The sequence below is a fragment of the Streptomyces sp. NPDC008125 genome, from assembly GCF_042957125.1.
GTDB lineage: Bacteria > Actinomycetota > Actinomycetes > Streptomycetales > Streptomycetaceae > Streptomyces.
Genome location: NZ_JBIBHR010000003.1, coordinates 63,090 through 87,087, shown reverse-complemented (window position 1 = coordinate 87,087; position 23,998 = coordinate 63,090). Strand labels below are relative to the sequence as shown.

Sequence of the window (23,998 nt, the reverse complement as noted above, 5' to 3'; positions counted from 1 at the left end):
CTTCAGCCGTCGTCGTCCTCGTCGCGGGGCGTGACGTTCAGAAAGGGTTCGAACCAGGCGGCCGGCCGGAGGTCTCCTATGCCCAGCCGCTGGTTGACCTCGTCCTCCGGGTCCTCCATGCCGTCCAGACCTGCGTCGTAGAGCATCAGCACGTCGGTGTCCTGGAAGAACATCCCGGCGCACGCGTCGAAGTCGTGGTCGTCCCGGTGGGCCGGCAGGACTCCGCCGCCGATGGGCCCGGTCCCGGCGGCGGCCCCCGCCTCCACGGCGGCGCGCGCGTCCTCGATGGCGAGGTGCAGGGCCACCTCCTCGGCCGTGCAGGTGGGCTCCGGCCACCAGCCGTCGCGCAGGTCGCCCCCGATGCTCTCGACCGCCCGCGCGAAGCGCAGTCGCCAGGCCGCGCCGACGCCGAACGTCACCCTGGGCAGCCGGGTGAAGACCCCGGCCTTCTCACCGAGCCCGCCCGGCGCGAGAGGCCGGTCACCGAGGACCGCGGCGTCCTCGCGGGCACGGCGGGCCAGCAGCCGCAGCGCCTCGTGGAGGGCTGCGGCGGTACGGGGCGTGAGGTGCCACCGGCAGCGCTCCTCCCCGCACTCCGGGTCGGCGCAGTGCGGGGCGTCCACCTCGAACAATGCGGCGAAGTCCGGCCGTTCGGGGTCCCCGGGTTCGCCGGGCACTCCTGGCTCAGCGGCACGGTGGGCCTCGGCGCCCCGGAGCCAGCCGGCCCCGAAGTCCGCGACCACCTCTTCACGGCTCCAGCCCGCGAGCTCGTCGTCCTCGTCGACGGTGAGCCGGTAGGCCTGGCTGCGGTCGGCGAGGGTGTCGGCTCCCGCGATGTCTCCCCGGTGCTCGGCGAGCCACTGGGTGGCGCCGATGAGGTCCTGCCGGTCGTGCGCGCCCAGTTGGTCGGCCGGCAGCGGTTCCCAGCCCTCGTCGGCGGCGGCCTTGAGCAGCGCCCGCCGGTCGTGGACGTGGAACTCCCGCAGCAGCGCGATCCGGAAGACCGGGCCGGAGAGTTCGGCGAGCCGGGCGGCCGGGGCGGCCCGCCCGTGGTCGCGTTCTCCGCGGTCGTGGTCCCCGTGGTCGTGGTCCCCGTGGCCGTGGCCCTCGTGGCCGCGTTCCCCGTGGTCGTGGTCCCCGTGGCCGCGTTCCCCGTGGCGGTGGTCCTCGCGGCCTGGTGCGCCGTCCACCGGTATGCCGTCCACCGGTGTGCCGTTTACCGGCCAGGCGCCCGCGAGGGCTCGGCCGACGGCGGTGCGCAGGCTGTCGGCCGCACCGTGCGGAAGCCGCGCGCACAGCTCCTCCAGCGGGCCGGAGTTCCACGCGTCGGCCGGGACCCGGAGGGCTCGCTGGAGCACGCGGGCTGCCTCGTCGGCGAGTCCGGGGGTGCGGCAGGTCAGGACGGCGTGCAGGGTGGCGGGACCCGGGCGGTGGTCCACGAGTGCGAGGACCCGGCTCTCGCCGGGGGTGTGCTCGCAGTGGAAGCCGAGCGGCGCGGCAGGACGTGACTGACTGTGCACGCGGTGGCTCCGGGCAGATGGGGGCGGACCCACGGACATCTGCCCCGTGGAGGGGAGATGACACACCGTCCGGACACCGGGGGCGCCCGGGAGCGGCGGTCAGTCCGTGCCCGTATCCCCGTCCGGCGCCGTTTCCGTGCCCGTTTCCGTGCCCGGGCCCCCCTCCGGCGCCGTTTCCGTCCCCGCGTCCGTACGCCGGGTCAGGCGGGCGAAGGCGTCGAGGTTCCGGGTGGACTCGCCCCGCGAGACCCGCCAGGCGTACTCCTTGCGGATGGAGCTCGCGAAGCCCAGCTCCAGCAGGGTGTTGAACGCCCCGTCGGCCGCCTCCAGCACCGTGCCGAGCAGCCGGTCCAGCTCGTCCGGGGTGACCACGCTCAGCGGCAGTTTGCCGACGAGGTAGATGTCGCCGAGCCGGTCCACCGCGTAACTCACTCCGAAGAGGCGGAGGTTGCGCTCCAGCAGCCAGCGGTGGACCGCCGCGTCGTTCTCGTCCGGGTGCCGGACGACGAAGGCGTTGAGGGAGAGGGAGTGCTTGCCGACGAGGAGCGAGCAGGTGGTGGAGAGCTTGCGGGTGCCGGGCAGTTTGACGACGTAGTTGCCGGCCTCCGGGCTCTCCCACTCCAGGCCGGCGTCGTCGAGGGTCTCCTCGATGATCCGCGCCACTGCCGCCTCGTCCACTGCCTCAGCCATGGTGCGAGCGTACGACAGCGCGCGGCCGCGCACCTACCGGCCGGTACGGTCCGGCTCCCGGGCCTCAGCCCTGGCGGGAGCGGACCCGGCGGCGGTGGTCCTGCATCGCACCGGTGTAGACGTCGGCGGTCGCGGCGGCGGCGGTGCCCCAGCCGAAGGACTGCGCGTGCTCGGCTGCGGCGGCGCCCATCCGGTCGACGAGCTCCGGCGTACGGACGAACCGTTCGAGCGCCAGCGCGTACGACTCGGGGTCGTGCCCCGGGATCAGGAAGCCGCTGACGCCGTCCCGCACCGCGACCGGCAGTCCGCCCACGGCCGCGGCGACGACCGGCGTACCGACCGCCTGGGCCTCAATGGCGACCAGTCCGAAGGACTCGCTGTACGACGGCATGACCAGCACGGACGCGGCCCGGAACCAGTCGGCGAGCTCGTCCTGCCCGACCGGCGGCTGGAACCGCACGACGTCGGCGACGCCGAGCCTGGCCGCCAGCTTGTGGAGGACCTCCGGCTTGGCGAGGCCCGTACCGCTGGGGCCGCCCACCACCGGTACGACGAGCCGGGACCTGAGCGACGGATCGCGCTCCAGGAGCACCGCCACGGCGCGCAGCAGCACGTCCGGGGCCTTCAGGGGCTGGATGCGCCCCGCGAAGAGCGGAATGAGCGCGTCCTGCGGCAGTCCGAGCCGGGCGCGCGCGGCGGCCCGCCCGTCGCCGGGGCAGAAACGCTCCAGGTTCACGCCGGGGTGGACGACGGCGACGGAGGCAGGGTCGGCGTCGTAGAAGCGGACGAGTTCGTCGGCCTCCTCCGCCGTGTTGGCGATGAGCCGGTCGGCCGCGTCGACGATCTGCGTCTCCCCGATGACCCGGGCGGCGGGTTCGGGGGTGTCGCCCTCCGCCAGCGCGGCGTTCTTGACCTTCGCCATCGTGTGCATGGCGTGCACCAGCGGGACGCCCCAGCGCTGCGCGGCCAGCCAGCCGACCTGGCCGGAGAGCCAGTAGTGGGAGTGCACGAGGTCGTAGTAGCCGGGGCGGTGACCGGCCCAGGCCTGCATCACGCCGTGGGTGAAGGCGCAGAGCTGGGCGGGCAGGTCCTCCTTGCGGAGCCCTTCGTACGGCCCCGCGTCGACGTGCCGGACCAGCACCCCGGGCGCCATCTCGACCACTGGGGGCAGGGAGCCGGTGGTGGCCCGGGTGAAGATCTCCACCTCGATGTTGATCGCGGCGAGGCGCCTGGCCAGCTCCACGATGTACACGTTCATACCGCCGGCGTCGCCCGTGCCGGGCTGGTGGAGCGGCGAGGTGTGCACGGAGAGCATCGCGATCCTGCGCGGCCTCCGGTGCCCGCCGGCGAACCCGGCCGCCAGACCGCTGCCACGCCCGCCCGGGAACCGCAGGCGCGGCGCCACGCGGCTGCCGCCGAATCGGGAGACGTCACGACTCACGTCGTCCGGACCTCCTTGCTCAGGGCACGCCGTGTAAGGGACGGACGTCCCCTCGTCCGCGAAACAGCGAAACCCGCCCGATTCATTTCCACCTTTGCCAAATCATTACCAGTCCGTGTCAACCTTCGTCGTTCTCCGCCCGCCGGATGTGGGCCTCCGCCCCACACCGGCCGTTCTCCGTCCCGTCCAGGCGGCGGACGGACGGGCGCGCGCCGGCCGCGCCGGCTCCCCTTCCGCGTACCCGCGATCGCGCGCGGGCGCGCACGTTCCGTGCGCACGCCCGCGCATTTCTCGTATACGAGCGCCCCGCAGAGCCCAGGGCGTGGAGTCGAAGCGGCGTCGCCCCGCGGTCGGCACTTCCCCGACAGGCCCGGGACCCCGCCGCGTACGCTCGACCGCATGCACCAGCGCCCCATCGGCACCGTGACCCGCGGGACCACCAACCCCAACCGACTCCGCCGCATGGACCGCTGGATCGCCGCCGCCCACGGCCCCGCGCTGCGGCGCGCGGACTCCCCCGTCGCGGTGGACCTCGGCTACGGGGCAGCCCCCTGGACCGCCGTCGAGCTTCTGGCCCGGCTGCGTACCGCCGCCCCGCACACCCGTGTGGTCGGCGTCGAGATCGACCCGGAGCGGGTCGCCGCGGCCCAGCCGTACGCGCGCGAGGGCCTCACCTTCCGGCACGGCGGCTTCGAGGTGCCGCTGGCCGAGCCGCCCAGCCTGATCAGGGCGGCGAACGTGCTGCGCCAGTACGACGAGGACCAGGTCGCCGCCGTCTGGGAGCGGCTGTGCGCGCGGCTCGCCCCGGACGGGCTGCTGGTGGAGGGCACCTGCGACGAGATCGGGCGCCGGCACGTGTGGGTGGCGCTGGGGCCCGGGGGCCCGCGCACGGTGACCTTCGCCGCGCGGCTCGGTTCGCTGGACCGCCCCTCCGACCTGGCCGAGCGCCTCCCCAAGGCGCTGATCCACCGGAACGTGCCCGGTGAGCCGGTGCACGCCTTCCTCCGCGACTTCGACCGGGCCTGGGCGACCGCGGCCCCGTACGCCTCCCTCGGCGCGCGCCAGCGCTGGATCGCCGCCGCCCGCTCGCTCGCCGCCGACTGGCCGCTCCGCGACGACGCGCGCCGCTGGCGCCAGGGCGAACTCACCGTGGCCTGGGAGGCCCTGCGCCCGGGCGGCGGCACCGGGCGCGTCCCGGACCGGGGCTGAGAGCGGCGGGCGTACCGCCCGGCGCGCACTCCGGCAGACGCCCCGGCAGACGCAGAAACGGACGGTCCGGCGTGCTCCTCGTGACGCTCCGCGAGAGGGCCCGTCGTGTGCGCGGGGCGTACGGCAGGGGGCGGGCCGGGGACCGAGGGGGAAAGGGGGAGGAAAGGCACACCGTGTTCCGTCCGTGTGACGCGTCCTTCGCCCGTCCCCCCTGTTGCTTTTCGGGACGGCATGGCACGATCTCGACGTCGCCGAAAAGTTACTGACAGTAAGTCACATGAGCGCTATCGGGCCTTTGCTCCGAGGTGACGGAGGGGGAGTTCGTTCGTGAAGCGACGTCACTGTGCCGCGGCCGCCATCACCGTGGTCTGCGCACTCGCCGTGCTTTCCGCACCGGTCCAGGCATGGGCCGCACCCGAACCGCCCCCCTCGGTCCAACAGGCCCCCGCCACGAAGTCCCTCGCCGAGGTGCGCGAGGAGATCGACCGGCTCTACGAGAAGGCCGGGGCCGCGACCGACGCGTACAACCTGGCCGAGGAGCAGGTGAAGAAGCAGTCCGCCGAGCTGAGCGACCTCGACCGTGCCATCGACGCGGGCCGCTCGAAGATCGCCCGCCTGAAGGACCGGATCGGCGCCCAGGCCCGGGAGCAGTACCGCAACGCCGGCCTGCCGCCGGGCACTCAGCTGGCCCTCAGCAGCGATCCCCGGCTCTTCCTGTACGGCCTCAACCAGATACGCCAGAGCCAGCAGGCCTCGGACTCCGCGCTGTCCGAACTGATGCGGGCCCAGGCGGACCTGGAGCTGTACACCGACGACGCGCAGGACAACTGGGACGAGCTGGAGGCCGGCCGCCTGAAGCAGGCCCGGGCGAAGAAGGAGATCAACGCCCGGATCGACGAGGCGAAGAAGCTCGAAGCGCAGCTGGAGGAGAAGGAGCGCGCCCGCCTCCTCGAACTCGAGAAGCAGGCGCAGGCCGCCGCCCAGTCCTCCTGGCTCAGCTCCGGCGCCCTGAAGGACATCAACCGCGAGGCGAGTCCGAGCGGCAGGGCCGCCGTGACGTTCGCGCTCGCCCAGATCGGCAAGCCGTACGTCTGGGGGGCCGAGGGCCCCGGCTCGTACGACTGCTCCGGCCTGACCTCCCAGGCGTGGGCGGCGGCGAAGCGGCCGATCCCCCGCACCTCGCAGGAGCAGTGGAAGCAGCTCAAGCACATCGCGATCGGGGACATGCGCCCCGGTGACCTGATCATCTACCACAGCGACGCCACCCACGTCGGGATGTACGTCGGCGACGGCATGGTGGTGCACGCCCCGCGCCCCGGGCGGAACGTCACACTGACCGGGGCCGGCTCGATGGAGATCCGCGGCGTGGTGCGCCCCGACGCGTAGGCCCGCCCGGACGCGTGGGTACGCCCCGGACGCCTAGGTCCGCCCCGACGCGTGGGTGCGCCCGCCCCTGGGCGGGCGTGCCGCGCGACCGTCGCCCGGGGTTGTCCACACGCTGTGGAGCGTGCGCCGGTTCGGGGCTGTGGACGCCCGCCGGGGTAGGTACGACCACCGCGCGCCGGGCGTGCGATCCGGCCCGTGCGCGGGCGTGTGATCCACTCCCCATGCCCGTACGCGCCCGCGTGATGTTTGTCATGGCATCCGGGCCCGCCGCGGACGGACGCATCGCGCCGGATCCGTGCCAGGACGCGGCTTATGACTGCGCATATGACTCCGGCGCGTCTCCGGGCGCCATTCCGCTCCCGGCCCGCCGAACGCTATGGTCCCGGTCTGGCAGGTCGTCGACCGTCGTCCCGCCCGCGCCCTCGGGGGGAGGGAAGGAACCCGGAAACCGATGCCCGCACCCGTACCTCAGCAGCGCGCCGTACCCGCTGCGGAGACCACCGCTGGAGCCGACCTCACCCTGTTGGTGATCCAGGACGACCCCACGGGCACCTTCTCCCTCCCGGATCTCCCCGCGGCGGCGGGCACCCGGGTCCGGGTCCGCACCGCCCGCAACCTCACCGAGGCCGGACGGCTCCTCACCGACGACGTCGACTGCATCCTGCTCGACCTCTCACTGCCCAGCGGCTCCGGCGCACGGGCCACGGCGGACGACGGGCGCGGCTCGGGGCGTGCCGACGAGCTCGCCGCACTCCTGCACGTCCTGCGGATCGCGCCCCAGCACGCGGTGCTCGCGCTCACCGCCGAGGACGACGCGGAGCTGGCTGCGGAGGCGGTACGCGTCGGGGCCCAGGACTACCTCTTCCGCGACGAGCTCGACGCCCGGCTGCTGAGCCGCGCCATCCGGTACGCCGTCCAGCGCAAGCGCGCCGACATCACCCAGAACCAGCTGACCGAATCCCGGCTGCGCGCCCAGGAGAACGCCCGCCTGGAGCGCGGTCTGCTGCCCACCCCGCTGCTGGACGGCTCCGACCTCGGCTTCGCCGCGCGCTACCGTCCCGGCCGCAGCCGCGCGCTGCTGGGCGGCGACTTCTACGACACCGTCCGTACGCCGGACGGCACCGTCCACGCGATGATCGGCGACGTCTGCGGCCACGGCCCCGACGAGGCGGCCCTCGGCGTGGAGCTGCGCATAGCGTGGCGGGCCCTCACGCTGGCCGGGCTCTGCGGGGACGAGCTGCTCTCCACGCTCCAGCAGGTCCTGGAGCACGAGCGGCAGAGCGAGGAGATCTTCGCGACGCTCTGCACCGTCGACATCGCTCCGGACGGCCGTCGCGCCGGCCTCTGCCTCGCCGGACACCCGGCGCCGCTGATCTCCCGGGCGGGGCGCGCCGCGCGCCTGCTGCCCTTCGAGGACGGCGGTCCGGCGCTCGGCCTGCTGTCGCGCGCCCGGTGGCCCCGGCGCCAGGTCGAGCTGGGCGGCGCCTGGCACCTGATGATGTACACGGACGGGCTCATCGAGGGCCGTATCGGCGAGGGCAACCAGCGCCTCGGCCAGGACGGCATGGTCGCCATGGTCGACGAGCAGCTGGGCCGGGGCCTGCGCGGCGAGGAGCTGCTGGACGCCGCCGTCTCCCGGGTGCGGGAGCTGAACGGCGGCGAGCTCACCGACGACGTGGCCGTCCTGCTGCTCTCCCGCGACCGCGACAAGGACCGCGACCGGGAACGCGCACGGGACAGGGACCGGACACGCAAACGGGGCAGGCTCGCCGTGCGAACCCACCCCGTGCCGTCGGCCGTCGCGACCGCCGTACCGGTCGTACCGGCTCAGCGCCCGCCGTTGTAGGGGCCGTACGGGCCGTCGCTGCTCGACCCGCCGCGACGGTTCCCGCCCCCGGTCACCGCCTTGAGCGCGGGCCGTACGTCCACCAGGAACACGATGGACGCGACCGTCCCGGCCAGGATCAGGAACAGCATCGGGACGAAGAGGTTCACGGCCACCGCGACGGCCAGGACGATCACCCAGAACTTCTTCGTCTTCTTGTCGGCCGCCCGGTAGGCGTCCTCGCGCGCGATGGACGCGAAAACCAGCGCCACCACGGCCAGAACGAGCATGAGCAGGTACAGCAGCTGGATGAATGTGCCGAATCCGCTGAGCAACATGGGTGTGCACCGCCTCGTCGTGGGTGAGCGCCTCGCGGCCCCTGGGGCAACCGTACCGGGACGGCGTACGGGCCAGAGGCACGATGCCCGCTCCACGCCGGAACAAGCCCGCACCGCCGGTGCCGTCCGCCGTACCGCCCGTACCGTCGGCCCGCATCGCCCTTGCTGCCCGGTCCGCCGACCGGCTGCCGAGCGGCTGTCGACCGGCTCCGGGGCGGACCGCGCCTTCGCGGCGGACCGCCCCGGCCCGCTCCGCTACTTCGCGGGCGGAGTGGACTTCTTCGCAGTCGCCTTGCGGGGCGCGGGCGGCTGCTTCGCCGGAGCGGCCTTCGCCTCGGCGGGCTTGGCGGCGGGAGCGGGCTTGGCGACGGCCGGCTTCGTGGCGGCCGGGGCCGACGTGGCCGCCGCCGGCTTCGGCCCGGTGGCCTTGGGCGCGGCCTTGGGCTCGGCTGCCTTGGGTTCCGCCTCCACCACGGCGGCGATCTCGACGATCTCGTCGGCCGCGTCCCCGCGCCACGCCTTCACGCTCTGCTCACCGCGCTCGGCGACCTTCTCGTACGCCTCCCGGGCCCGCACCGCGTACTCGGCGGCCACGCCCAGGCCGCGCAGCGCGAAGTCCTGCGCCGTCTCGCCGAGCTTGCGCAGGTCGGTGTCGAACGAGCCGATCACCTCGGTGACCTTCGCCTGGACACTGGCCTGCGCCTCGCGGGCCTGCGTGGAGACCTTCTCCTGCACGGCCTTCGGGTCGGTGCTGCGTACCGCCTCGAACCGCTCGGGCGCCTCGGCCCGCAGCTGCTCGATCAGTCCCGGCACCTTGCGCGCCTGCTCCACGGCGAGCTCGGCCGTACCGGCGGCGAAGTAGAGGGGGGTGGGGTCGGTGAGGGTCTTGCGCAGGTCATCGGTGATGGCCATGACTGTGGTCCTCCCGGATCAGAGTTCGTTGTGAGGGTCTGCGGAGTCCGCGACATCGCTGCCGCCGGACGCACGGGGTGCGCGGGCGCTCTTGGCGGAGCCGTCGGACGTACTGGCATCGCCGAGTCCTTCGCCGTCTGCCGTATCGGTATCAGCAGAAGCGTCCGGATCGGGGACGTAGCCGTTCTCCCGGCGGAACGAGTCGTAGATCTGCAGCAGCACGTTCTTCTGCCGCTCGTTGATCGACGGGTCGGCCACGATGACCGCCCGCGTCTCCAGCTCGCCCCGCTCCCGCTCGTCCAGAATCCCGGCGCGTACGTACAGCGTCTCGGCCGAGATCCGCAGCGCCTTGGCGACCTGCTGGAGCACCTCCGCACTGGGCTTGCGCAGGCCGCGTTCGATCTGGCTGAGATACGGATTGGACACCCCGGCGGCATCCGCGAGCTGCCGCAGCGAGAGCTGCGCGCTGCGCCGCTGCTCGCGGAGGTACTCGCCCAGGTTGCCGACGTTGAGTGATGCCATGGTTCGATGATGCGACGACGCCGCTAACAATTGCAAGCGGTTGCTTGCAAAAGTGTGGTGCGCGTTGCGTGACGGCGGGCACTCGGCCCGGCAGGGCGCCTCTCCCGACGGATCGACGGCCTCACCCCCCGGCCGGCCTGCTGCTGACGGCGGTACGTACGAGCGGGCGGACGGCGTGGGAGCGAGCGCCGGGGCGGTACGTACGAGCGGGCGGACGGCGCGGGAGCGGGGGCGAGGGCGGTTGACCTTCCGGCCACCGGGTCCGGCACTTCGGCCGAGGAGGGGGGAACCACCCTCTCCGCGATGCTCTGGACCGGGTCGAGCCTGGCCCTCGTCCACATCGGCGACTGCCGCATCCACCTGCTGAGGAACGGCGAGCTCTTCCAGATCACGCAGGACCACACCGTGGCGCAGTCGATGGTCGACGCAGGACGGATCAGCCCGGATGAGACCCGCTCACATCCCCAACGATCGCTGTTGCTGCGTGCGTTGGGCCGACAGGACAACGCACCCGACACACGGCTGCACGACACCCGGCGAGGAGACAGGTACCTGCTCCGCTCCGACGGCCTCTCGGCCGTGGCCTCGGCCGAGGCGATCCACCGAGTGCTTTCCGAGGCCCGCGAGCCCGGGCAGGCGGTCCGCGAACTCGTCGCTCTCGCCAACGCCTCCGGCGGTCCCGACAACGTCAGTCGCGTGGTCGCCGACGTCCGGGAACTCGGCCGGTAGAAGGCGGCAGGCAGAAGACGGCCGGCAGAAGGCGACAGGCAGAAGGCAGCGAGCAGAACTCGGCCGACAGCCGGGCCGAGCCGGGGTCCGAGCGCGTACGGTTCGGGTTCGGCGGTCCCGGGGCACAGGGCCGGGACACCACCCGACAGGAAGTCGCACCATGAAGACCGGGCAGGCGCGTGCCGCCGCGATCGACTGGGTCCACCGGCACGCCCGGCCCCAACCAGGGTATCGAGGGGCCTACTTCAGCGGCTCCACCGTGGGAATGGCGGACGGGACCGAGCTGCCGCCCACCTCCGACGTCGACGTCCACATCGCCACCACCGCCGACAGCCGTCCCGTCCCTGCGGGCAAGATCCGCCACCAGGGTGCCCTGTTGGAGATCAGTTACGTCCCCTGGGCCGAACTGTCCACAGCCGAAGCGGTGCTCGGCTCCTACCACCTGGCCGGCTGCTTCCGCACCGACACCCTCATCGACGACCCCACCGGACGGCTGCGCACGCTCCTGGCCGAGGTCGCGCCGCTCCACGCCACCGCGCCCTGGGTACGCCGCCGGTGCGAGGACGCCCGGCGGCGGGTGGAGAACCGGCTCGCCGCGATCGACGCGTCGGCGCCGTTCCACGAGCAGGTGCTGGGGTGGCTGTTCCCGACCGGCGTCACCTGCCACGTGCTGCTCGCCGCCGCACTGCGCAACCCCACCATCCGGCTGCGCTACCCCGCCGCGCGCGCGGTTCTCGCCGACTACGGGCACCTCGGCGCCTATCCCGAACTCCTCGGGCTCCTCGGCTGCGCCGACCTGCCCGCCGAGCGCGTCCAGCACCATCTGGACGCGCTCGCCCGGACCTTCGACGCCACCGCGCGGGTGGCCAGGACCCCGTACTTCTTCAGCAGCGACCTCACGCCCGAGGCCCGGCCGATCGCCATCGACGGGAGCCAGGCCCTCATCGACGCGGGCGACCACCGCGAGGCGGTCTTCTGGATCATCGCGACCTTCGCCCGCTGCCACACCGTCCTGGCCGCCGACGCGCCCCACCTGGCCGACGCACGCTTCCCCGCGTTCCGGGCGGCCGTCGCCGAGTTGCTCGGCATCGAGTCCGGCACCGACCTCCTCCGGCGGGCCGCCGGGACCGTCCGGTACCTCCCCCGCCTCTGGCGCACCGCCGAGGCCGTCATGGCCGCCAACCCGGAGATCACCCGCTGAGCCGACGGCCGGACCCGCGTAGGGCCACGGGGCGCCGCCCCCGTCGGAGCCGTCCGTGAACGGCTTGGCCGAACGCCTCCGAGCTGCGAAGATGCTCGCCGCTCTCCGGCCGGAGGAGGCGATCCGGTCGTCGTCCCGGGTGGGCTGGTCCGGGACGTCTTCCAGCCCGCCCTGGACGCCCTGCTGCCGACCGGCCCGCCCGCCCGGCGTGCCGTCCTGGCCGGGCCGGGCCTCCCCGACCCCGACGACGAGGCCGCGATCGCCGTCGTACCGGTGCACCCGTGGACGGGGTGGGGTTGGAACCCGAACGGCTCGGGCCATCCGGCGCATCCGGTGCCGCTGCCCGTGGGGCGTGTGGCGCGAACTCGCCTTCCCGACGCCGCACCTGCCCGTCCCCGCCGCAGGGCTGCTGTGCGCCCGGTTGTTCCGCGAGGATTCACCGCCGCCTCGCCCCGGCCGTTCCGGTTCCTTCCGGGTCGACGGACAGGTGTTCCGCCACGCCCCGGCCCGACTGCCCGCGGCCGGGACAGGTGTTCCGCCACGCCCCGGCCCGACTGCCCGCGGTCCGCGCCCCGTGTCTGCGCGACGTCCTCGGCGATCCCGCCCGGCTCGCGGGCATCGTCCGACCCGCGACCGCACGACGCCGCCCCACCACCCTCACCCGGTGGCAGCGGCCGTCCCGAACCATCGGCCCAACTGCTCGTCCAGCTCCCGCCGGTCGTCGCCGACCCAGACCACGTGGCCGTCCGGGCGCACCAGTACGGCGGGCACGTCGAGTTCGTCGCTGCCGTCGACGACGTGGTCGACGCGGTCCGCCCAGCCGCCGACGGAGAGCCGGCCGGTCCGGTCGAGCAGCAGACCGCGCCCGGCGTGCATCAGGCCGTACAGGCGCCCTTGTTTCAGGCCCACGTCACGGAGCCGCCTGCCGAGAAGGGGGTGGCCGTCGCCGACGTCGTAACGGACTCCGATCGCGGTGATCTTCTCGATCAGACGGTGGTTCACCTCCTCGAAGTCCATCAGCTCCGAGAGCAGCCTGCGCACCGCCACGGGACCGGGGTCGGTGGACAGCAGGAGCATCTGCGCGCGGGTGTTGTCGAGGACCTCGGCGGCGACCGGGTGCCGCTCGGAGTGGTAGGTGTCCAACAGCCCCGCCGGGGCCCAGCCGTTGACCTCGGCGGCGAGTTTCCACCCGAGGTTGAACGCGTCCTGGACGCCGAGGTTGAGCCCCTGCCCGCCGGTCGGCGGGTGGATGTGCGCCGCGTCGCCGGCCAGCAGCACCCGGCCGGTCCGGTACCGCTCGGCCAGGCGGGTCGCGTCGCCGAAGCGGCTGAGCCAACGCGCCGAGTGCGCACCGAAATCGGTGCCCGCGTAGTGCCGGAGCCGCTCCTTGAACTCCTCCAGGGTGGGCCCGGACGCACGGTCCTCGGCCACGCCCTCGGCGGGCACGATGACGCGGAACGCGCCGTCGCCCAGCGGCATCAGACCGAACCGGAGCTGGGTCCTGCGGACTTCGGCGACGACTCGGCCCACCTCCTCCGCAGTCGCCGTCAACTCCAGCTCTCCCAGGAGTGTTTCGACCCGGGCGGGCTCGCCGGGGAAGCCGACCCCGAGCAGCTTGCGGACGGCGCTGCGGCCACCGTCGCAGCCGACGAGCCAACGCGAGCGCAGCCGGGTGCCGTCGGCGAGTTCAGCGGTCACCCCCTGGTCGTCCTGGCTCAGCCCGACCAGCTCGTGGCCGCGCCGGATCTCGGCGCCCAGCTCGGCGGCGCGCTCGGCCAGCAGGCGTTCCGTGGTGGCCTGCGGAATGGCGAGTACGTACGAGTGGGCGGTGTCCAGGTGCTCGGGCCAGACCTTGCCGAGCCCGGCGAAGAACCCGCCGGACGTGACCTGCCTGCCGAGCCGGAGGAAACGCTCCAGCAGCCCGCGCTGGTCCATCACCTCGACGCTGCGTGCGTGCAGGCCCTGCGCGCGGGACTGGGTGGTCGGTTCCGTCTCCTTCTCCAGCACCACCACCCCGACTCCGTGCAGCCGCAACTCGGCGGCCAGCATCAGGCCGGTCGGTCCGCCGCCGACCACGATCACGTCCGTCATGAACACCCCAGTGAGCGAGAAAGTGCGTTGCCGGTCTCCCGGCCGGGCCACCGTTGTCCGGGCGTGCGGGCGCACAGAGGCACGTCCGGGAGCGGTGGAAGTGGTGATTGTGCGGGACACCGGGGGCCTTGCCGCAAGCCCCCCGGTGCGCTATATCTTGAAAGTGGCAGGGAGAGTCCCATCTTCCTGCCTTCGCTGTTTCCGCAGCCAGGAAGCCACTTACCGGCCGCACGGGCTCAGTCGCGGGTGGTGTCACCGAGAGCCCGCACCCACTCCGCCAGAGCCGCGAAGTCCGCGTCCGCCAGGCCGAGCCGGGGATCGACCCGATGGAGGAGCCGGCGCCCCCGGCAGTGGTCCGCCACCCAGCGCCGGTCGATGCCGGTGATCTCGTCGTCGACCCAGATGAAGGGGCGCCCGGCCGCCAGCTCCACGAGCGTGCGGGTCTTCCAGTGGAGGCCGCCCCGCTCGTCCGCGCCGTCCACGTCCTCCGGCCAGTCCACGACGGGCAGCCGGGGCAGGCCGAGCCAGGGCGACAGGACGAGGTTCGCGTCGCCCATCCAGGTCGTCGCCCACACCAACTCGCACCCCAGCGCGAGCAGTCGGGGCCCGTACGCGGGGTTGATCCGGGCCAGCAGCGGGTTGTCGAGGTCCTCCGGCCGCCCGGAGCCGGAGCGGTACACCGGATACCCGCCGGGGCGCTCCCGCGCCGTCGCCCCGAAGGGGATGAGAGGGCCGTCGACGTCGAGGAAGAGCAGGGGGCGGGGCTCCGGACCGTTCACGCCCGCACGATAACCGCCCGGACGCGCAGAGGCGCAGAGGCGCAGACGCGCAGACGCACAGAGACCCGGCGCCGGCACCCGGGCACGCGAGCGTTGCACGATCCGGACGAAAGGCCTTGGTCAGGGCCTCCCGTTCGGATCATGCGCTGCTCGCCACCGCCTTCGCCGCCCCCCTGCTCCTGCTCCCCGGCCGGTTCACAACAGGCCGGTTCGCCGCAAGCCGGTTCACAACAGGCCGGTTCGCCGCAGGCCGGTTCAGAACATGTCCGGGCACCACGGCCGGCGGGCCGTACGGAAGGTGCCGTCGGCCAGCGCCGCCGCGCCCGGCCGGTTCTCCTCGATCCGGCCCAGGGCCAGCAGCCGCTCCACCGACTCGTCGCCGAGGAACACGGACGCCACGTCCCGTACGTCCAGGGTCAGATCGGCGCTCCGGGTGTCCGGTACGCACTCCGCGCCCCGCGGCGAGGCGTCCAGGCGGAACACCCCGCCGGCGAGCCCGGCGGGGTCGCGGACGTCGAGGACGAGCGAGGCCTCCTGCCCGTACGTACGGGACGCGAGCAGACGCGGGGTGTCGAGCACCCGTAGCCAGAGCCAGTCGGCTTGGGTGACCACCCTGGCGGCGCGCGGGTCGGGGAGCAGCTGGGGAAGCAGGTCGTCGGGGGCGCGGTAGCCGGTCCGGACCGTGGTGATCCAGTCGATCGAGCAGACGTACCGCCACAGGGCGCGCTCGACCGCCGGGCCGGCCGCGATCAGCTGGCTCACGGTCGCGGTGTCCCGGGGCTGTTTGCGGTCGTCCCAGTTGTCGTCGGTGCGGTACGTGACCAGGCCCTCGGGCTCGCCGGAGGCGGAGCGGTACAGGGCGTAGAAGGGCTCGGTCCACTTGTCCAGCGGTGGTACGCCGATGCCCGCGTGCCGGTCCCACCAGCCCTCCGGTCGGTCGACGACCCCGTGCTGCCGGGCGGCCAGCCGGGCGTGGATCTCCGGGCCCAGCTTCCGTACGTCCTCCCCCTCCACGAGGTCGATCCGGCCGCCGTCCAGCACGGCGTCCAGCGGCTCGTGGGGATCCAGCCCCGCGCGGGTGAGGTCGACCTCCCACTCGGTGAACGAGGTGGCGGGGCCGAAGCCGAAGCGCCCGTAGATCGGGTACTCGGCCGCGATCAGGGTGGCGGCGACCTCGCCGCGCTCCTTCGCCGCAGCGAGGTCCGTCGCCATCATCCGGCTCAGCAGCCCCCGCCTGCGGTGGGTCGGCGCGACCGTCACCGCGCTGATCGCGTCCGCCGCGACCCGGGCGCCGCCCGGCACGGTGAGCTCCTGGGCGAACGACCGGAAGGTCGCCACGCACCGCCCGTCGTCGAACGCGCCCTGCAGCCGGGTGATGTCGGTGCGCGCCAGCCTCATGGCCGCCTCCGGTTCGAGGCCCTCCGTCGAGGACTGCAGGAACCCCCGCCGGACGGCCATCAGCCATGCGGGGAACTCGGTCTCGGCGATCACACGTACGTCCAGGCCCATACGGCCACGCTAGGCGGCGGGCTCCGCGGTGTCGTCCTCATTTCCCCCGACGGTCCACGGCGCACGCCCCCCACACGTGCGCCCACCGTAAAAGAACAGTCGTTCTTGACCGATCATTCTCTTACTCCTACACTCCTGGCCATGGGACGACCTCGCGCTTTCGACACCGACCGGGCCGTCAGTACGGCCGCCGCCCTCTTCGCCGCCCACGGCTTCGAGGGCACCTCGGTGGACGACCTGGTCACGGCCACCGGCATGCACCGGGGCAGCCTCTACAAGGTCTTCGGATCCAAGCGGAGCCTGCATCTGACCGTGCTGCGCAACCATCTCGACCACGAGATCCACCCGGCCACCGCCGTCCTCGCCACCGTCACCGACCCGGCGCGGGCGCTCTCGACGGCGATCGCCTCGTTCGACAACGGCCCGGCCGCCGGTCTCCTGGTCTTCGCCGCCGCCGAACGCGCCCCGCACGACCCGGACGTCGCCGCCCTCGTCGCGGAGGGCATCACCGCACTGGAGGAAGCCCTGCGCCCCTCCCACGGCGAGAACGCCCCGCACACCGCCTCCACCGTCCTCGGTGCCCGGCTGCGTCTGCGCGCCCGGCCCGCCGTCCCCGGCGCACAGCCCGCCACCTCCAAGGAGTACTGACATGGCCCTGATCTCCATCGACCGTGAAGTCGGCCTGATGACCGTCGAAATCCAGGGCTTCGACAAACTCTGGAGCCTCAAGAGCCGCCTGGAGATCCCTCTGGACCACGTCCGGGGCGCCACCCACGACCCCGGCATGGCCCGCGAGGGGAAGGGCGTCCGGGTCGGCGGCACCTACCTCCCCGGGGTCATCACCGCGGGCCGGTTCCTCCGCCACGGCGAACGCCTCTTCTGGGACGTGAAGAACCCGGAGAAGGCGGTCGTCATCGAACTCGCCGGCGCCGAGACCTACGACCGCCTCGTCATCGAGGTGGAGGACCCCCGGGCCACCGTGGCCCTCATCGAGCAGTCCGTCGAGCGCGGCTGACACCCGCCGCTCCGCTCACGACGCCTGCCCGGCCGCCCGGAGGCCGGGCAGGCGGATCGTTTCCGCAGCCGGCCCCGGAGCCCGGCCCTCCGGGAGGTCAGAACGCCGCCCGCACCTCGCCGACCTCGGCGGCCCCGCCCATCAGCGGCGCCCGGCCGACCCGGGCGACGACCGGGGCGTCCACGCCGACGAGTTCCAGCGCGCGGGCCAGCACCGGACCGAGCGCCCGGGTGGAGCCGTCCTCGATCTTGAAGGCCAGCGCGCGGCCGTCCGGCAGCGCCAGCGCCTGCACGGCCTCGGCGCCCATCTTCGAAAGAGTGCCCGGCAGTTCGCGCATCAGCCAGGTGTCCGGCCGCCGGGTACCCGCCACGTACTCCGGGTGGGCGCGCATCGCGTCCGCGACCCGCCGCTCCGCCGTACCGGGCTCCGCCAGGACGAAGGAGCGGAACGCCCGCGCCAGCCCGGTCAGCCCGATCGCCATCAGCGGCGCACCGCAGCCGTCCGTACCCACCGAGGCGACCGCTTCGCCCGCCGCCTCCTCGATCACCTGGTGCACCAGCCGCTGGAGCGGGTGCGCCGGGTCGAGGTAGCTCGCGGTGTCCCAGCCGTTGAGCGCGCAGACGGCGAGCATCGCCGCGTGCTTGCCCGAGCAGTTCATGGTGATCGGCTCCCGGACCCGCCCGGAGGCGAGGTACGCCTCCGCCTCCACCGGGTCCAGCGGCAGGTCGGGCGGGGTCTGCAGGTCGGCGGGGCTCAGCCCGTGCTCGGCCAGCATCGTCGCGACGAGCGCGAGGTGGAAGTCCTCCCCGGAGTGGCTCGCGGCGGCGAGCGCCAGCCGCTCGCCCGACAGATCGAGACCCGCCCGCAGGATCGCGGCGGCCTGCATCGGCTTGTTCGACGAGCGGGGGAAGACCGGTGCCGACGGATCGCCGAGCGCGTACTCCACGCTGCCGTCCGCCGCCAGCAGCACCAGCGAGCCCCGGTGGCGGCCCTCCAGGAACCCGGACCGCACGACCTCCGCGAGCACCGGACGGACGTCCGGCGTACCGGGGCCGGAGAGGGGAACGAGGGCGTCGTTGCTGGTCATGAGGGCCTTCCGGGGGCTGGACCCGCTCCCGGAAGGATCACTTCAGGCGAGCAGATCGTCTACTTGTGCTTCTCCGTCACGGTACCTGCGGGCGATCTCCGCCCCGCATTCGTCCGCCGTGCGCTGGAGCTGGTGACGGCGGCGCGAGACCTGCTTCTCGTACCCGACGAGCCTGCCCATCGCGGTGTGCAGCTCCTCGTCCGTACGGGCTTCGAGGTCGGAGAGCTCCACCTCGGCGAGCGTCTCCGCCGCCAGCCTGGCGTACTCGTCGCCACGCGGGGTGCGGAGCGTGACGTGCCGGGCGGAGGTCCGGTGGCGCGACGGGGTGTCCGCGAGGATCTCCGGGAGCCGGTCCACCACCGGGGACTCCGGGTCCAGCCGGCGCGCCAGCTCCGCCCGCAGGATGTCGATGCGCCCCTGCACCAGCCGGCGCACGTAGCTGAGGTCGGCCTCGTCCCGCTGGGCGTCCCGGCGCAGCGTCCGCAGCGCGGGGAGCCGGAGCCCGCCGAACCCGGCCTGCGGGCGGACCGCCCCCAGCCCTTCGGGGCCCGGGTGCGCCGCGCCCTGCTCGGGCACGGAACCGGCCGAAGCGGCGGACGGCACCCGCACCGGAGCGACCGAGGCCCCTGCCCCGGGCCCGCCCTCCGGTCCCGGTACGCTCCGCTGCACGGGCGGCCTCATGGTGGTGGGCGTCGTCGGTACGGCACCGGGAGATTGTCCCGTTCCATAGGTACTCATGCTGTTCCGTCCCCTCGGCCGGTGCGTCGGCACACCGACATCGTGCATCGTGCCACCCCGCCCGGGGCCGACGCAGGGGTTCTGTACCCGTTCAGCCCAAGATAGGTTGGTCTGTATGCGTGCAGTGGTACAGAGAGTGGATGGCGCCAGCGTCTCCGTGTCCGAGGGCACCGAGGCCGCCCCGGAGACCGGAGTCGTCGGCGAGATCATGGGCGAGGGCCTGTGCGTGCTGGTGGGAGTCACCCACGGGGACACCCCCGAGAAGGCGGCGCAACTCGCCCGGAAGCTCTGGTCGGTGCGCGTCCTGGAGGGCGAGAAGTCCTGTTCGGACGTGAACGCACCGCTTCTGGTCATTTCGCAGTTCACCCTCTACGGGGACGCCCGCAAGGGCCGCCGCCCCACCTGGAACGCCGCCGCGCCCGGTGAGGTCGCCGAGCCGCTGGTCGACGAGGTCGTGGCACAGCTGCGCGCGCTCGGCGCGCGGGTGGAGACGGGCCGGTTCGGGGCGGACATGCGCGTCACGCTCACCAACCACGGCCCGTTCACCGTCCTCATCGAGGTCTGACGGGCGACCCGCCGGACTCCGCCTACGGCTCGACGATCGTCTCCTGCGCGGCGGCCGTGTCCCCGGCGAGCAGCTCCGCGTCGACCGCGACGTTCCGCTTGACCAGGGCGAGGGCGATCGGACCGAGCTCGTGGTGCCGGGCCGAGGTGGTGATGAAGCCGAGCTGGCGGCCCTCCGCACCGTCCGAGGCGAGCCGGACCGGTGTGCCGTGCCCGGGCAGGTGCACCTCGCTGCCGTCCAGGTGGAGGAAGACGAGCCTGCGCGGCGGCTTCCCCAGGTTGTGGACGCGCGCGACGGTCTCCTGACCCCGGTAGCAGCCCTTCTGCAGGTGGACCGCGCTGCCGATCCAGCCCAGCTCGTGCGGGATGGTCCGGTGGTCGGTCTCGAAGCCCAGACGCGGGCGGTGCGCCTCCACGCGCAGCGCCTCGTACGCCAGAATGCCCGCGGCCGGGCCCGCCCCGGCGGTGTACGCCGCCAGGTCGGCGCGCGGCAGGAACACGTCGCGGCCGTGCGGCTCCTCGCGTACGGCGACGCCCTCCGGCACCTGGGTGATGGAACCGGCCGGGAGGTGCACGACGGCGAACTCCTCGGTGCGGTCGGCGACTTCCACCCGGTAGAAGAACTTCATCGACTCCAGGTACGCCACCAGATCCGCGCGGGTCCCCGGCTCGACGTGCATCCACACCGTGGAGCCGTCGTCCACGAGGTAGAGGGCGTGCTCGATGTGGCCGTTGGCGGAGAGGATCAGCGCCTCGGTGGCCCGGTTCGGCACGAGGTCGGTGACGTGCTGGGTGAGCAGCAGGTGCAGCCAGCTCAGCCGGTCGTCGCCGGTGACGGTGACGACACCCCGGTGCGACAGGTCGACGAACCCGTCTCCGGCGGCGAGGGCGCGTTGCTCGCGGAACAGGTCGCCGTAGTGCGCGGCGACACCTTCGTCGCGGCCTTCGGCGGGGACGGCGCCGGGCAGGGACAGCAAGGGGCTCTTCATGCGACCAGCGTACGGCGCGCGCCCCCGGGCCGTGGGGCCGGGCGGGCGCGGCCGCTCAGGGCTGCTCGGCGTCCGTGGGCTCCGCCTTGGCCGCGCAGTCGCGGCAGCGGCCGAAGATCGCGAAGTGCTTGAGGTCCGTCTCGAAGCCGAAGGTCTCCCGCAGCTTCGCGGTGAACTCGGCCGCCACCTCGGTGTCCGCCTCGATGACGTCCGAGCAGTCCCGGCAGACCAGGTGGATGTGGTGGTGGCGGTCGGCCAGGTGGTAGGTGGGGGCGCCGTGGCCGAGATGGGCGTGGCTGACCAGTCCGAGCTCCTCCAGGAGCTCCAGGGTCCGGTAGACGGTGGAGATGTTGACCCCGGACGCGGTCCGGCGCACCTCGCAGAGGATGTCGTCGGGCGTCGCGTGCTCCAGCGCGTCGACCGCCTCCAGCACGAGCTGGCGCTGCGGCGTGAGCCGGTAACCGCGCTGCCGGAGGTCGGTCTTCCAGTCGGTGCTCACCACGGAGCCAGTGTACGGCCGCCCCCGCACGGCATCCCCGGTACGAAGGAGGATGCCGGCGGTCCCGTACGGACCGGTGGGGCGTGGGCGCTGCCTACTTGAAGAAGGCGATGCCGTCGTCCGGGAGGTCGCCGAGGCTCTTCGCCATCTCCTGGACCTCTTCCGGCGTGACGACCTTCTTGAGGTGCGCCGACATGTAGGGACGCAGCTCGACGTCGGGGGTCGCCTTCTCGCCGACCCACATGAGGTCGCTGTTCACGTAGCCGTAGAGGCGCTTGCCGCCGCTGTACGGGCCGGAGGCCGCGGTGCGGGCGACCGCGTCGGTGACGACGTCGATCTGCGGCTTCTGGTCGGCGAGCTCGCCGTACCAGACCTCGACCACGCCCTGGTCGCGGACCATGACGATCTCGACCTTGCGGTCCTTGTCGATGCGCCAGTAGCCGGACTCGGACTCCAGCGGCCGGACCTTGTTGCCCTCGGCGTCGAGCACCCAGGAGTGCGACACGTATTCGAGGAAGTCGCGGCCGTCGTGGCTGAAGGAGACTTCCTGGCCGAAGTTGCACTTCTCGTCGCCGGGGAAGTCGGCGACGCCCGCGCCGGCCCAGTTGCCCAGGAGGAATGCCAGCGGGACGAGGTCCCGGTGAAGGTCGGACGGAATCGAGATCATGAGCGGCTCAGGCGATCTGTGAGGGAGGGGCGGAGGTCGACGAGGGTCAGCGCTGGCCCTGGTACAGCTTCTTCACGGTCACACCGGCGAAAGCGAGGACGCCGACGCAGACCAGGACCAGCAGGGTGGAGAAGAATGCCTCAAGCACGGGAGCTCCTCGTCATGAGCGAATCGCGGCAATGGCGCCAATACAGGGCCGGGCCCCAGCCTAGTGGGTGGGGGCCCGGCTCTCTCGTTCAGGTCCTCGCGCTGCCCGGCGGTACGGCACCGGAACGGGTGGGGCCCGGCGCTCGGCCCGGCGCTCAGGCCGCTGCTCGTCCGGGCCCTCGGCCCGGCGCTCAAGCCGCGGCTCGTCCGGGCGCTCGGCCCGGCGCTCAGCCCAGCAGCTGGTCCTGGAGGACCACGGTCTGCTGGAAGGGCACCTCCGCCGCCTCCCCGCCGCCCTTGCGGGAGTGCACGATCACCGCGAGGGTGTCCCCGGCCTGGGCGTACGCGATCCGGACGTGCTCCTTCTCGTACGGCTTCTTCTCGGCGTAGGCGTCCACCCGGATCGTCCGGGGGAAGGAGTCCTCCGGCCAGGAGTCGTCCAGCTCCAGCCCGGTGACGCCGACGGGAAGCGCCTGCTGGTCGCCTTCCGAGGTCAGCTCGTCGCTCAGCCCGGTGGCGAAGGCCACCGAGTCGAACTGGAGCAGGTAGATCCGGGACGAGGTGCCGTCCGGCATGGTCCAGCCGCGGGCCGCGACATGGCGCAGCGCGGAGTCGGTGAGCACCTGCCCGAGGTGGGAGCGGCCGTCCTCGGCGAACTCCGTGAGGAACTGCGAGGCGGGCACCCAGCCACCGGACAGCTTCTTGTCCGCCACGGCTCCTGCGGGCGCGGGCAGCAGCAGGTCCCGTACGTCGACGTAGTGGATCTCCGCGTCGTTGGAGAAGTCGAAGGGGTGGGACGTGTGCGGGGGCAGGGCGGGCAGCGACAGCTCGGGGTAGTCCCAGCGGCCGTCGTCGACGGTGGAGAGGCCGGGCACGTCGGTCCGCTCCATCGAGGCGATCCCGTACGCGGTCCCCGTGGAGGCGGCCCCGAACACCAGCACGGCGGCGGTCCAGCGCGCGACGGCACGCAGGACCCGCCGGGGCCTGCGGGGCCGCGCGGGGGGCGCCTGACCGGGGGGCTCCTCACCAGGGGGCTCCTGGCCGTCGACAGCGGTTGCGGGAGCCGCGGGCGGCGCGGTCGGCGGCTCCGCGGGCATCGGCGGGATCTCCGCGACCGGCGGTACCGGCGCGGGCGCCCCGGCCTGCGGGGCTTCGGCCTGCAGGGCTTCCGGGGTCACGGCCTGCGTCGCCACGGCCTGCGTCGCCACGGCCTGGGAAGCTTCGGCCTGCGGTGCTGTGGCCGGCGGGGCTTCCGGGGCTGCGGCCGACGGGGCTCCGGACGGCGGGGCGGGGGGCGTGGTCTGCTCGGTCATATGTACTTCCCCGGGGACTTGATGTGGTCGAGCTGGTCCTTCACCAGATCCGCGATGTCGGACATGCTCAGCGGGCCCGGACCCTCGGCGGTGACCTCGACGTAGTGCTCCCCGTCGTAGGCCATGCAGGTGACACCGTCGAGCTCGACGTCGTCGTTCTCGGGGTAACGGAAGCACCGGGCGTTCTTGTGGCCCTTGATCTTCGGACCCTCGCGGAAGACCTGCATCGCCTCCGTGAGTCCGGTCATGGAGGACCAGGTGTCGTGGACCGCCTGCTTGTCCTTCATCTTCATGATCTCGACGGTGGCCACCACGTCGTCGGCCTGCCCGAAGTAGGAGCGCTGGGCCACCCCTTCGACCCGCATCCGGTCGACGTGCTTCTCGAACTCGCGGCGCAGCTTGCCCGAGAGGCCGTGCGCCGACTTCTTGATCGTCGCTGCCGCTTCCCTGGCGTCGATCACGTTGTCGTTGCCCCGCTTGTCGATGTCCATGCCGAGGCGCCAGGCGGAGTCCGCGGGCAGGAGCAGCCTGCTGAGCTCCGTGTCGGACCGGCCGGCCGCCGCCCCCGCGGCAGGGTCCTTGGTGTTCCCCGGGGACGAACCCCGAAGGTTCTCCTGGCTCCACAGCGTGGTGGGCGAGGTGCGGTCCGCGGAATCGACGGTGCTCTTGGTGTACACGGCGGCGCCGCCGATCACGCCGAGGACGACGACGGGCGGCACCACGTACCGCGCCACCTTCCACACCCGTCCCGCGGTCCGCGCCGGAGCCACCGGAGCCGGTTCCAGGTTCGGTTCCGAGGCCGCGTCCGGAGTCGGTTCCGGAGTCGG

The 23,998-nt window shown here is 73.2% G+C and carries 22 protein-coding genes and 2 pseudogenes; 8 read left to right on the top strand and 16 right to left on the bottom strand.

Annotated elements, in window-relative coordinates; translation table 11 throughout:
* Positions 1–2: 2 nt before the first annotated feature.
* The 3 genes and pseudogenes from ACFZAX_RS05640 to mshA all read right to left on the bottom strand — a co-directional run bounded on the left by ACFZAX_RS05640 (position 3) and on the right by mshA (position 3,651).
* Positions 3–1,520: a hypothetical protein gene (locus ACFZAX_RS05640; RefSeq protein WP_390959416.1), complete on the bottom strand. Its 1,518-nt coding sequence runs from the start codon at positions 1,518–1,520 to the stop codon at positions 3–5.
* A gap of 189 nt (positions 1,521–1,709) precedes the next feature.
* A pseudogene (locus ACFZAX_RS05635) lies at positions 1,710–2,210 on the bottom strand (YbjN domain-containing protein); the annotation flags it as partial.
* A 64-nt stretch (positions 2,211–2,274) separates the two neighbouring features.
* Entirely contained in the window at positions 2,275–3,651 is a 1,377-nt protein-coding gene (gene mshA / locus ACFZAX_RS05630) for a D-inositol-3-phosphate glycosyltransferase (protein ID WP_390959414.1), read from the bottom strand.
* A 399-nt stretch (positions 3,652–4,050) separates the two neighbouring features.
* Between mshA and ACFZAX_RS05625 the strand changes: the two genes are divergently transcribed.
* The 3 genes from ACFZAX_RS05625 (at position 4,051) to ACFZAX_RS05615 (ending at position 8,092) form a co-directional block, all read left to right on the top strand.
* Entirely contained in the window at positions 4,051–4,860 is an 810-nt protein-coding gene (locus tag ACFZAX_RS05625; RefSeq protein WP_390959413.1) for a class I SAM-dependent methyltransferase, read from the top strand.
* A gap of 327 nt (positions 4,861–5,187) precedes the next feature.
* The gene (locus ACFZAX_RS05620; protein ID WP_390959412.1) at positions 5,188–6,246 is read left to right on the top strand and encodes an NlpC/P60 family protein; all 1,059 of its coding nucleotides are present in this window, start codon (positions 5,188–5,190) and stop codon (positions 6,244–6,246) included.
* A 451-nt stretch (positions 6,247–6,697) separates the two neighbouring features.
* On the top strand, positions 6,698–8,092 hold the full coding sequence (locus ACFZAX_RS05615) for a SpoIIE family protein phosphatase (RefSeq protein WP_390959410.1): 1,395 nt from the start codon (positions 6,698–6,700) through the stop codon (positions 8,090–8,092).
* Here the strand turns inward: ACFZAX_RS05615 and ACFZAX_RS05610 are convergent.
* The 3 genes from ACFZAX_RS05610 to ACFZAX_RS05600 form a co-directional block, all read right to left on the bottom strand.
* The gene (locus tag ACFZAX_RS05610; RefSeq protein WP_390959408.1) at positions 8,074–8,409 is read right to left on the bottom strand and encodes a DUF2516 family protein; all 336 of its coding nucleotides are present in this window, start codon (positions 8,407–8,409) and stop codon (positions 8,074–8,076) included. The two genes, ACFZAX_RS05615 and ACFZAX_RS05610, sit on opposite strands and share 19 nt — an antisense overlap.
* Positions 8,410–8,664: 255 nt before the next feature.
* Positions 8,665–9,321 carry a hypothetical protein gene (locus ACFZAX_RS05605; protein ID WP_390959406.1) on the bottom strand — a complete coding sequence of 219 codons (657 nt, stop codon included), beginning with the start codon at positions 9,319–9,321 and terminating at the stop codon, positions 8,665–8,667.
* 18 nt (positions 9,322–9,339) lie between these two features.
* Complete coding sequence (locus tag ACFZAX_RS05600) at positions 9,340–9,843, bottom strand: helix-turn-helix domain-containing protein (protein ID WP_390959404.1); 504 nt, start codon at positions 9,841–9,843, stop codon at positions 9,340–9,342.
* Between the two features lie 258 nt (positions 9,844–10,101).
* Here ACFZAX_RS05600 and ACFZAX_RS05595 point away from each other — a divergent pair.
* Both ACFZAX_RS05595 and ACFZAX_RS05590 read left to right on the top strand, forming a co-directional pair.
* Positions 10,102–10,572: pseudogene (locus ACFZAX_RS05595) on the top strand (PP2C family protein-serine/threonine phosphatase); the annotation flags it as partial.
* A 160-nt stretch (positions 10,573–10,732) separates the two neighbouring features.
* On the top strand, positions 10,733–11,773 hold the full coding sequence (locus ACFZAX_RS05590) for a hypothetical protein (protein WP_390959402.1): 1,041 nt from the start codon (positions 10,733–10,735) through the stop codon (positions 11,771–11,773).
* Between the two features lie 657 nt (positions 11,774–12,430).
* Here the strand turns inward: ACFZAX_RS05590 and rox are convergent.
* From rox to ACFZAX_RS05575, 3 genes are all read right to left on the bottom strand, one after another.
* Positions 12,431–13,864, bottom strand: coding sequence for a rifampin monooxygenase (rox, locus tag ACFZAX_RS05585; RefSeq protein WP_390959400.1), 1,434 nt, complete (start codon positions 13,862–13,864; stop codon positions 12,431–12,433).
* A 236-nt stretch (positions 13,865–14,100) separates the two neighbouring features.
* On the bottom strand, positions 14,101–14,643 hold the full coding sequence (locus ACFZAX_RS05580; RefSeq protein ID WP_390959399.1) for a hypothetical protein: 543 nt from the start codon (positions 14,641–14,643) through the stop codon (positions 14,101–14,103).
* A gap of 255 nt (positions 14,644–14,898) precedes the next feature.
* Positions 14,899–16,152 (bottom strand): GNAT family N-acetyltransferase, encoded by a 1,254-nt coding sequence (locus ACFZAX_RS05575; RefSeq protein ID WP_390959398.1) that lies wholly within the window; start codon positions 16,150–16,152, stop codon positions 14,899–14,901.
* A gap of 141 nt (positions 16,153–16,293) precedes the next feature.
* Here ACFZAX_RS05575 and ACFZAX_RS05570 point away from each other — a divergent pair, with 141 nt between their 5' ends.
* Complete coding sequence (locus ACFZAX_RS05570) at positions 16,294–16,800, top strand: TetR family transcriptional regulator (RefSeq protein ID WP_390959396.1); 507 nt, start codon at positions 16,294–16,296, stop codon at positions 16,798–16,800.
* Position 16,801: 1 nt separating this feature from the next.
* Entirely contained in the window at positions 16,802–17,167 is a 366-nt protein-coding gene (locus tag ACFZAX_RS05565) for a hypothetical protein (protein ID WP_390959394.1), read from the top strand.
* Positions 17,168–17,264: 97 nt separating this feature from the next.
* Here the strand turns inward: ACFZAX_RS05565 and ACFZAX_RS05560 are convergent, their stop codons facing one another.
* On the bottom strand, positions 17,265–18,254 hold the full coding sequence (locus ACFZAX_RS05560) for an asparaginase (RefSeq protein WP_390959392.1): 990 nt from the start codon (positions 18,252–18,254) through the stop codon (positions 17,265–17,267).
* A gap of 42 nt (positions 18,255–18,296) precedes the next feature.
* The gene (locus tag ACFZAX_RS05555) at positions 18,297–18,992 is read right to left on the bottom strand and encodes an ABC transporter substrate-binding protein (protein ID WP_390959391.1); all 696 of its coding nucleotides are present in this window, start codon (positions 18,990–18,992) and stop codon (positions 18,297–18,299) included.
* A gap of 115 nt (positions 18,993–19,107) precedes the next feature.
* On the opposite strand from ACFZAX_RS05555, the gene dtd reads away from it, so the two are divergent.
* Complete coding sequence (dtd, locus tag ACFZAX_RS05550; protein WP_390959389.1) at positions 19,108–19,557, top strand: D-aminoacyl-tRNA deacylase; 450 nt, start codon at positions 19,108–19,110, stop codon at positions 19,555–19,557.
* A gap of 22 nt (positions 19,558–19,579) precedes the next feature.
* Here dtd and ACFZAX_RS05545 read toward each other — a convergent pair whose 3' ends face one another.
* The 5 genes from ACFZAX_RS05545 to ACFZAX_RS05525 form a co-directional block, all read right to left on the bottom strand.
* A complete protein-coding gene (locus tag ACFZAX_RS05545; protein WP_390959387.1) occupies positions 19,580–20,545 on the bottom strand; it encodes a YgfZ/GcvT domain-containing protein in 966 nt (321 codons plus the stop codon).
* 55 nt (positions 20,546–20,600) lie between these two features.
* A complete protein-coding gene (locus tag ACFZAX_RS05540; protein WP_390959385.1) occupies positions 20,601–21,047 on the bottom strand; it encodes a transcriptional repressor in 447 nt (148 codons plus the stop codon).
* Positions 21,048–21,138: 91 nt separating this feature from the next.
* A complete protein-coding gene (locus ACFZAX_RS05535; protein WP_266706086.1) occupies positions 21,139–21,711 on the bottom strand; it encodes an FABP family protein in 573 nt (190 codons plus the stop codon).
* Between the two features lie 374 nt (positions 21,712–22,085).
* Positions 22,086–23,171: a hypothetical protein gene (locus ACFZAX_RS05530; RefSeq protein ID WP_390959382.1), complete on the bottom strand. Its 1,086-nt coding sequence runs from the start codon at positions 23,169–23,171 to the stop codon at positions 22,086–22,088.
* Positions 23,168–23,893, bottom strand: a complete 726-nt coding sequence (locus ACFZAX_RS05525) for a hypothetical protein (protein ID WP_390959381.1) — start codon at positions 23,891–23,893, stop codon at positions 23,168–23,170. Before ACFZAX_RS05525 ends, ACFZAX_RS05530 begins: the two co-directional genes overlap by 4 nt.
* Positions 23,894–23,998 lie beyond the last annotated feature (105 nt).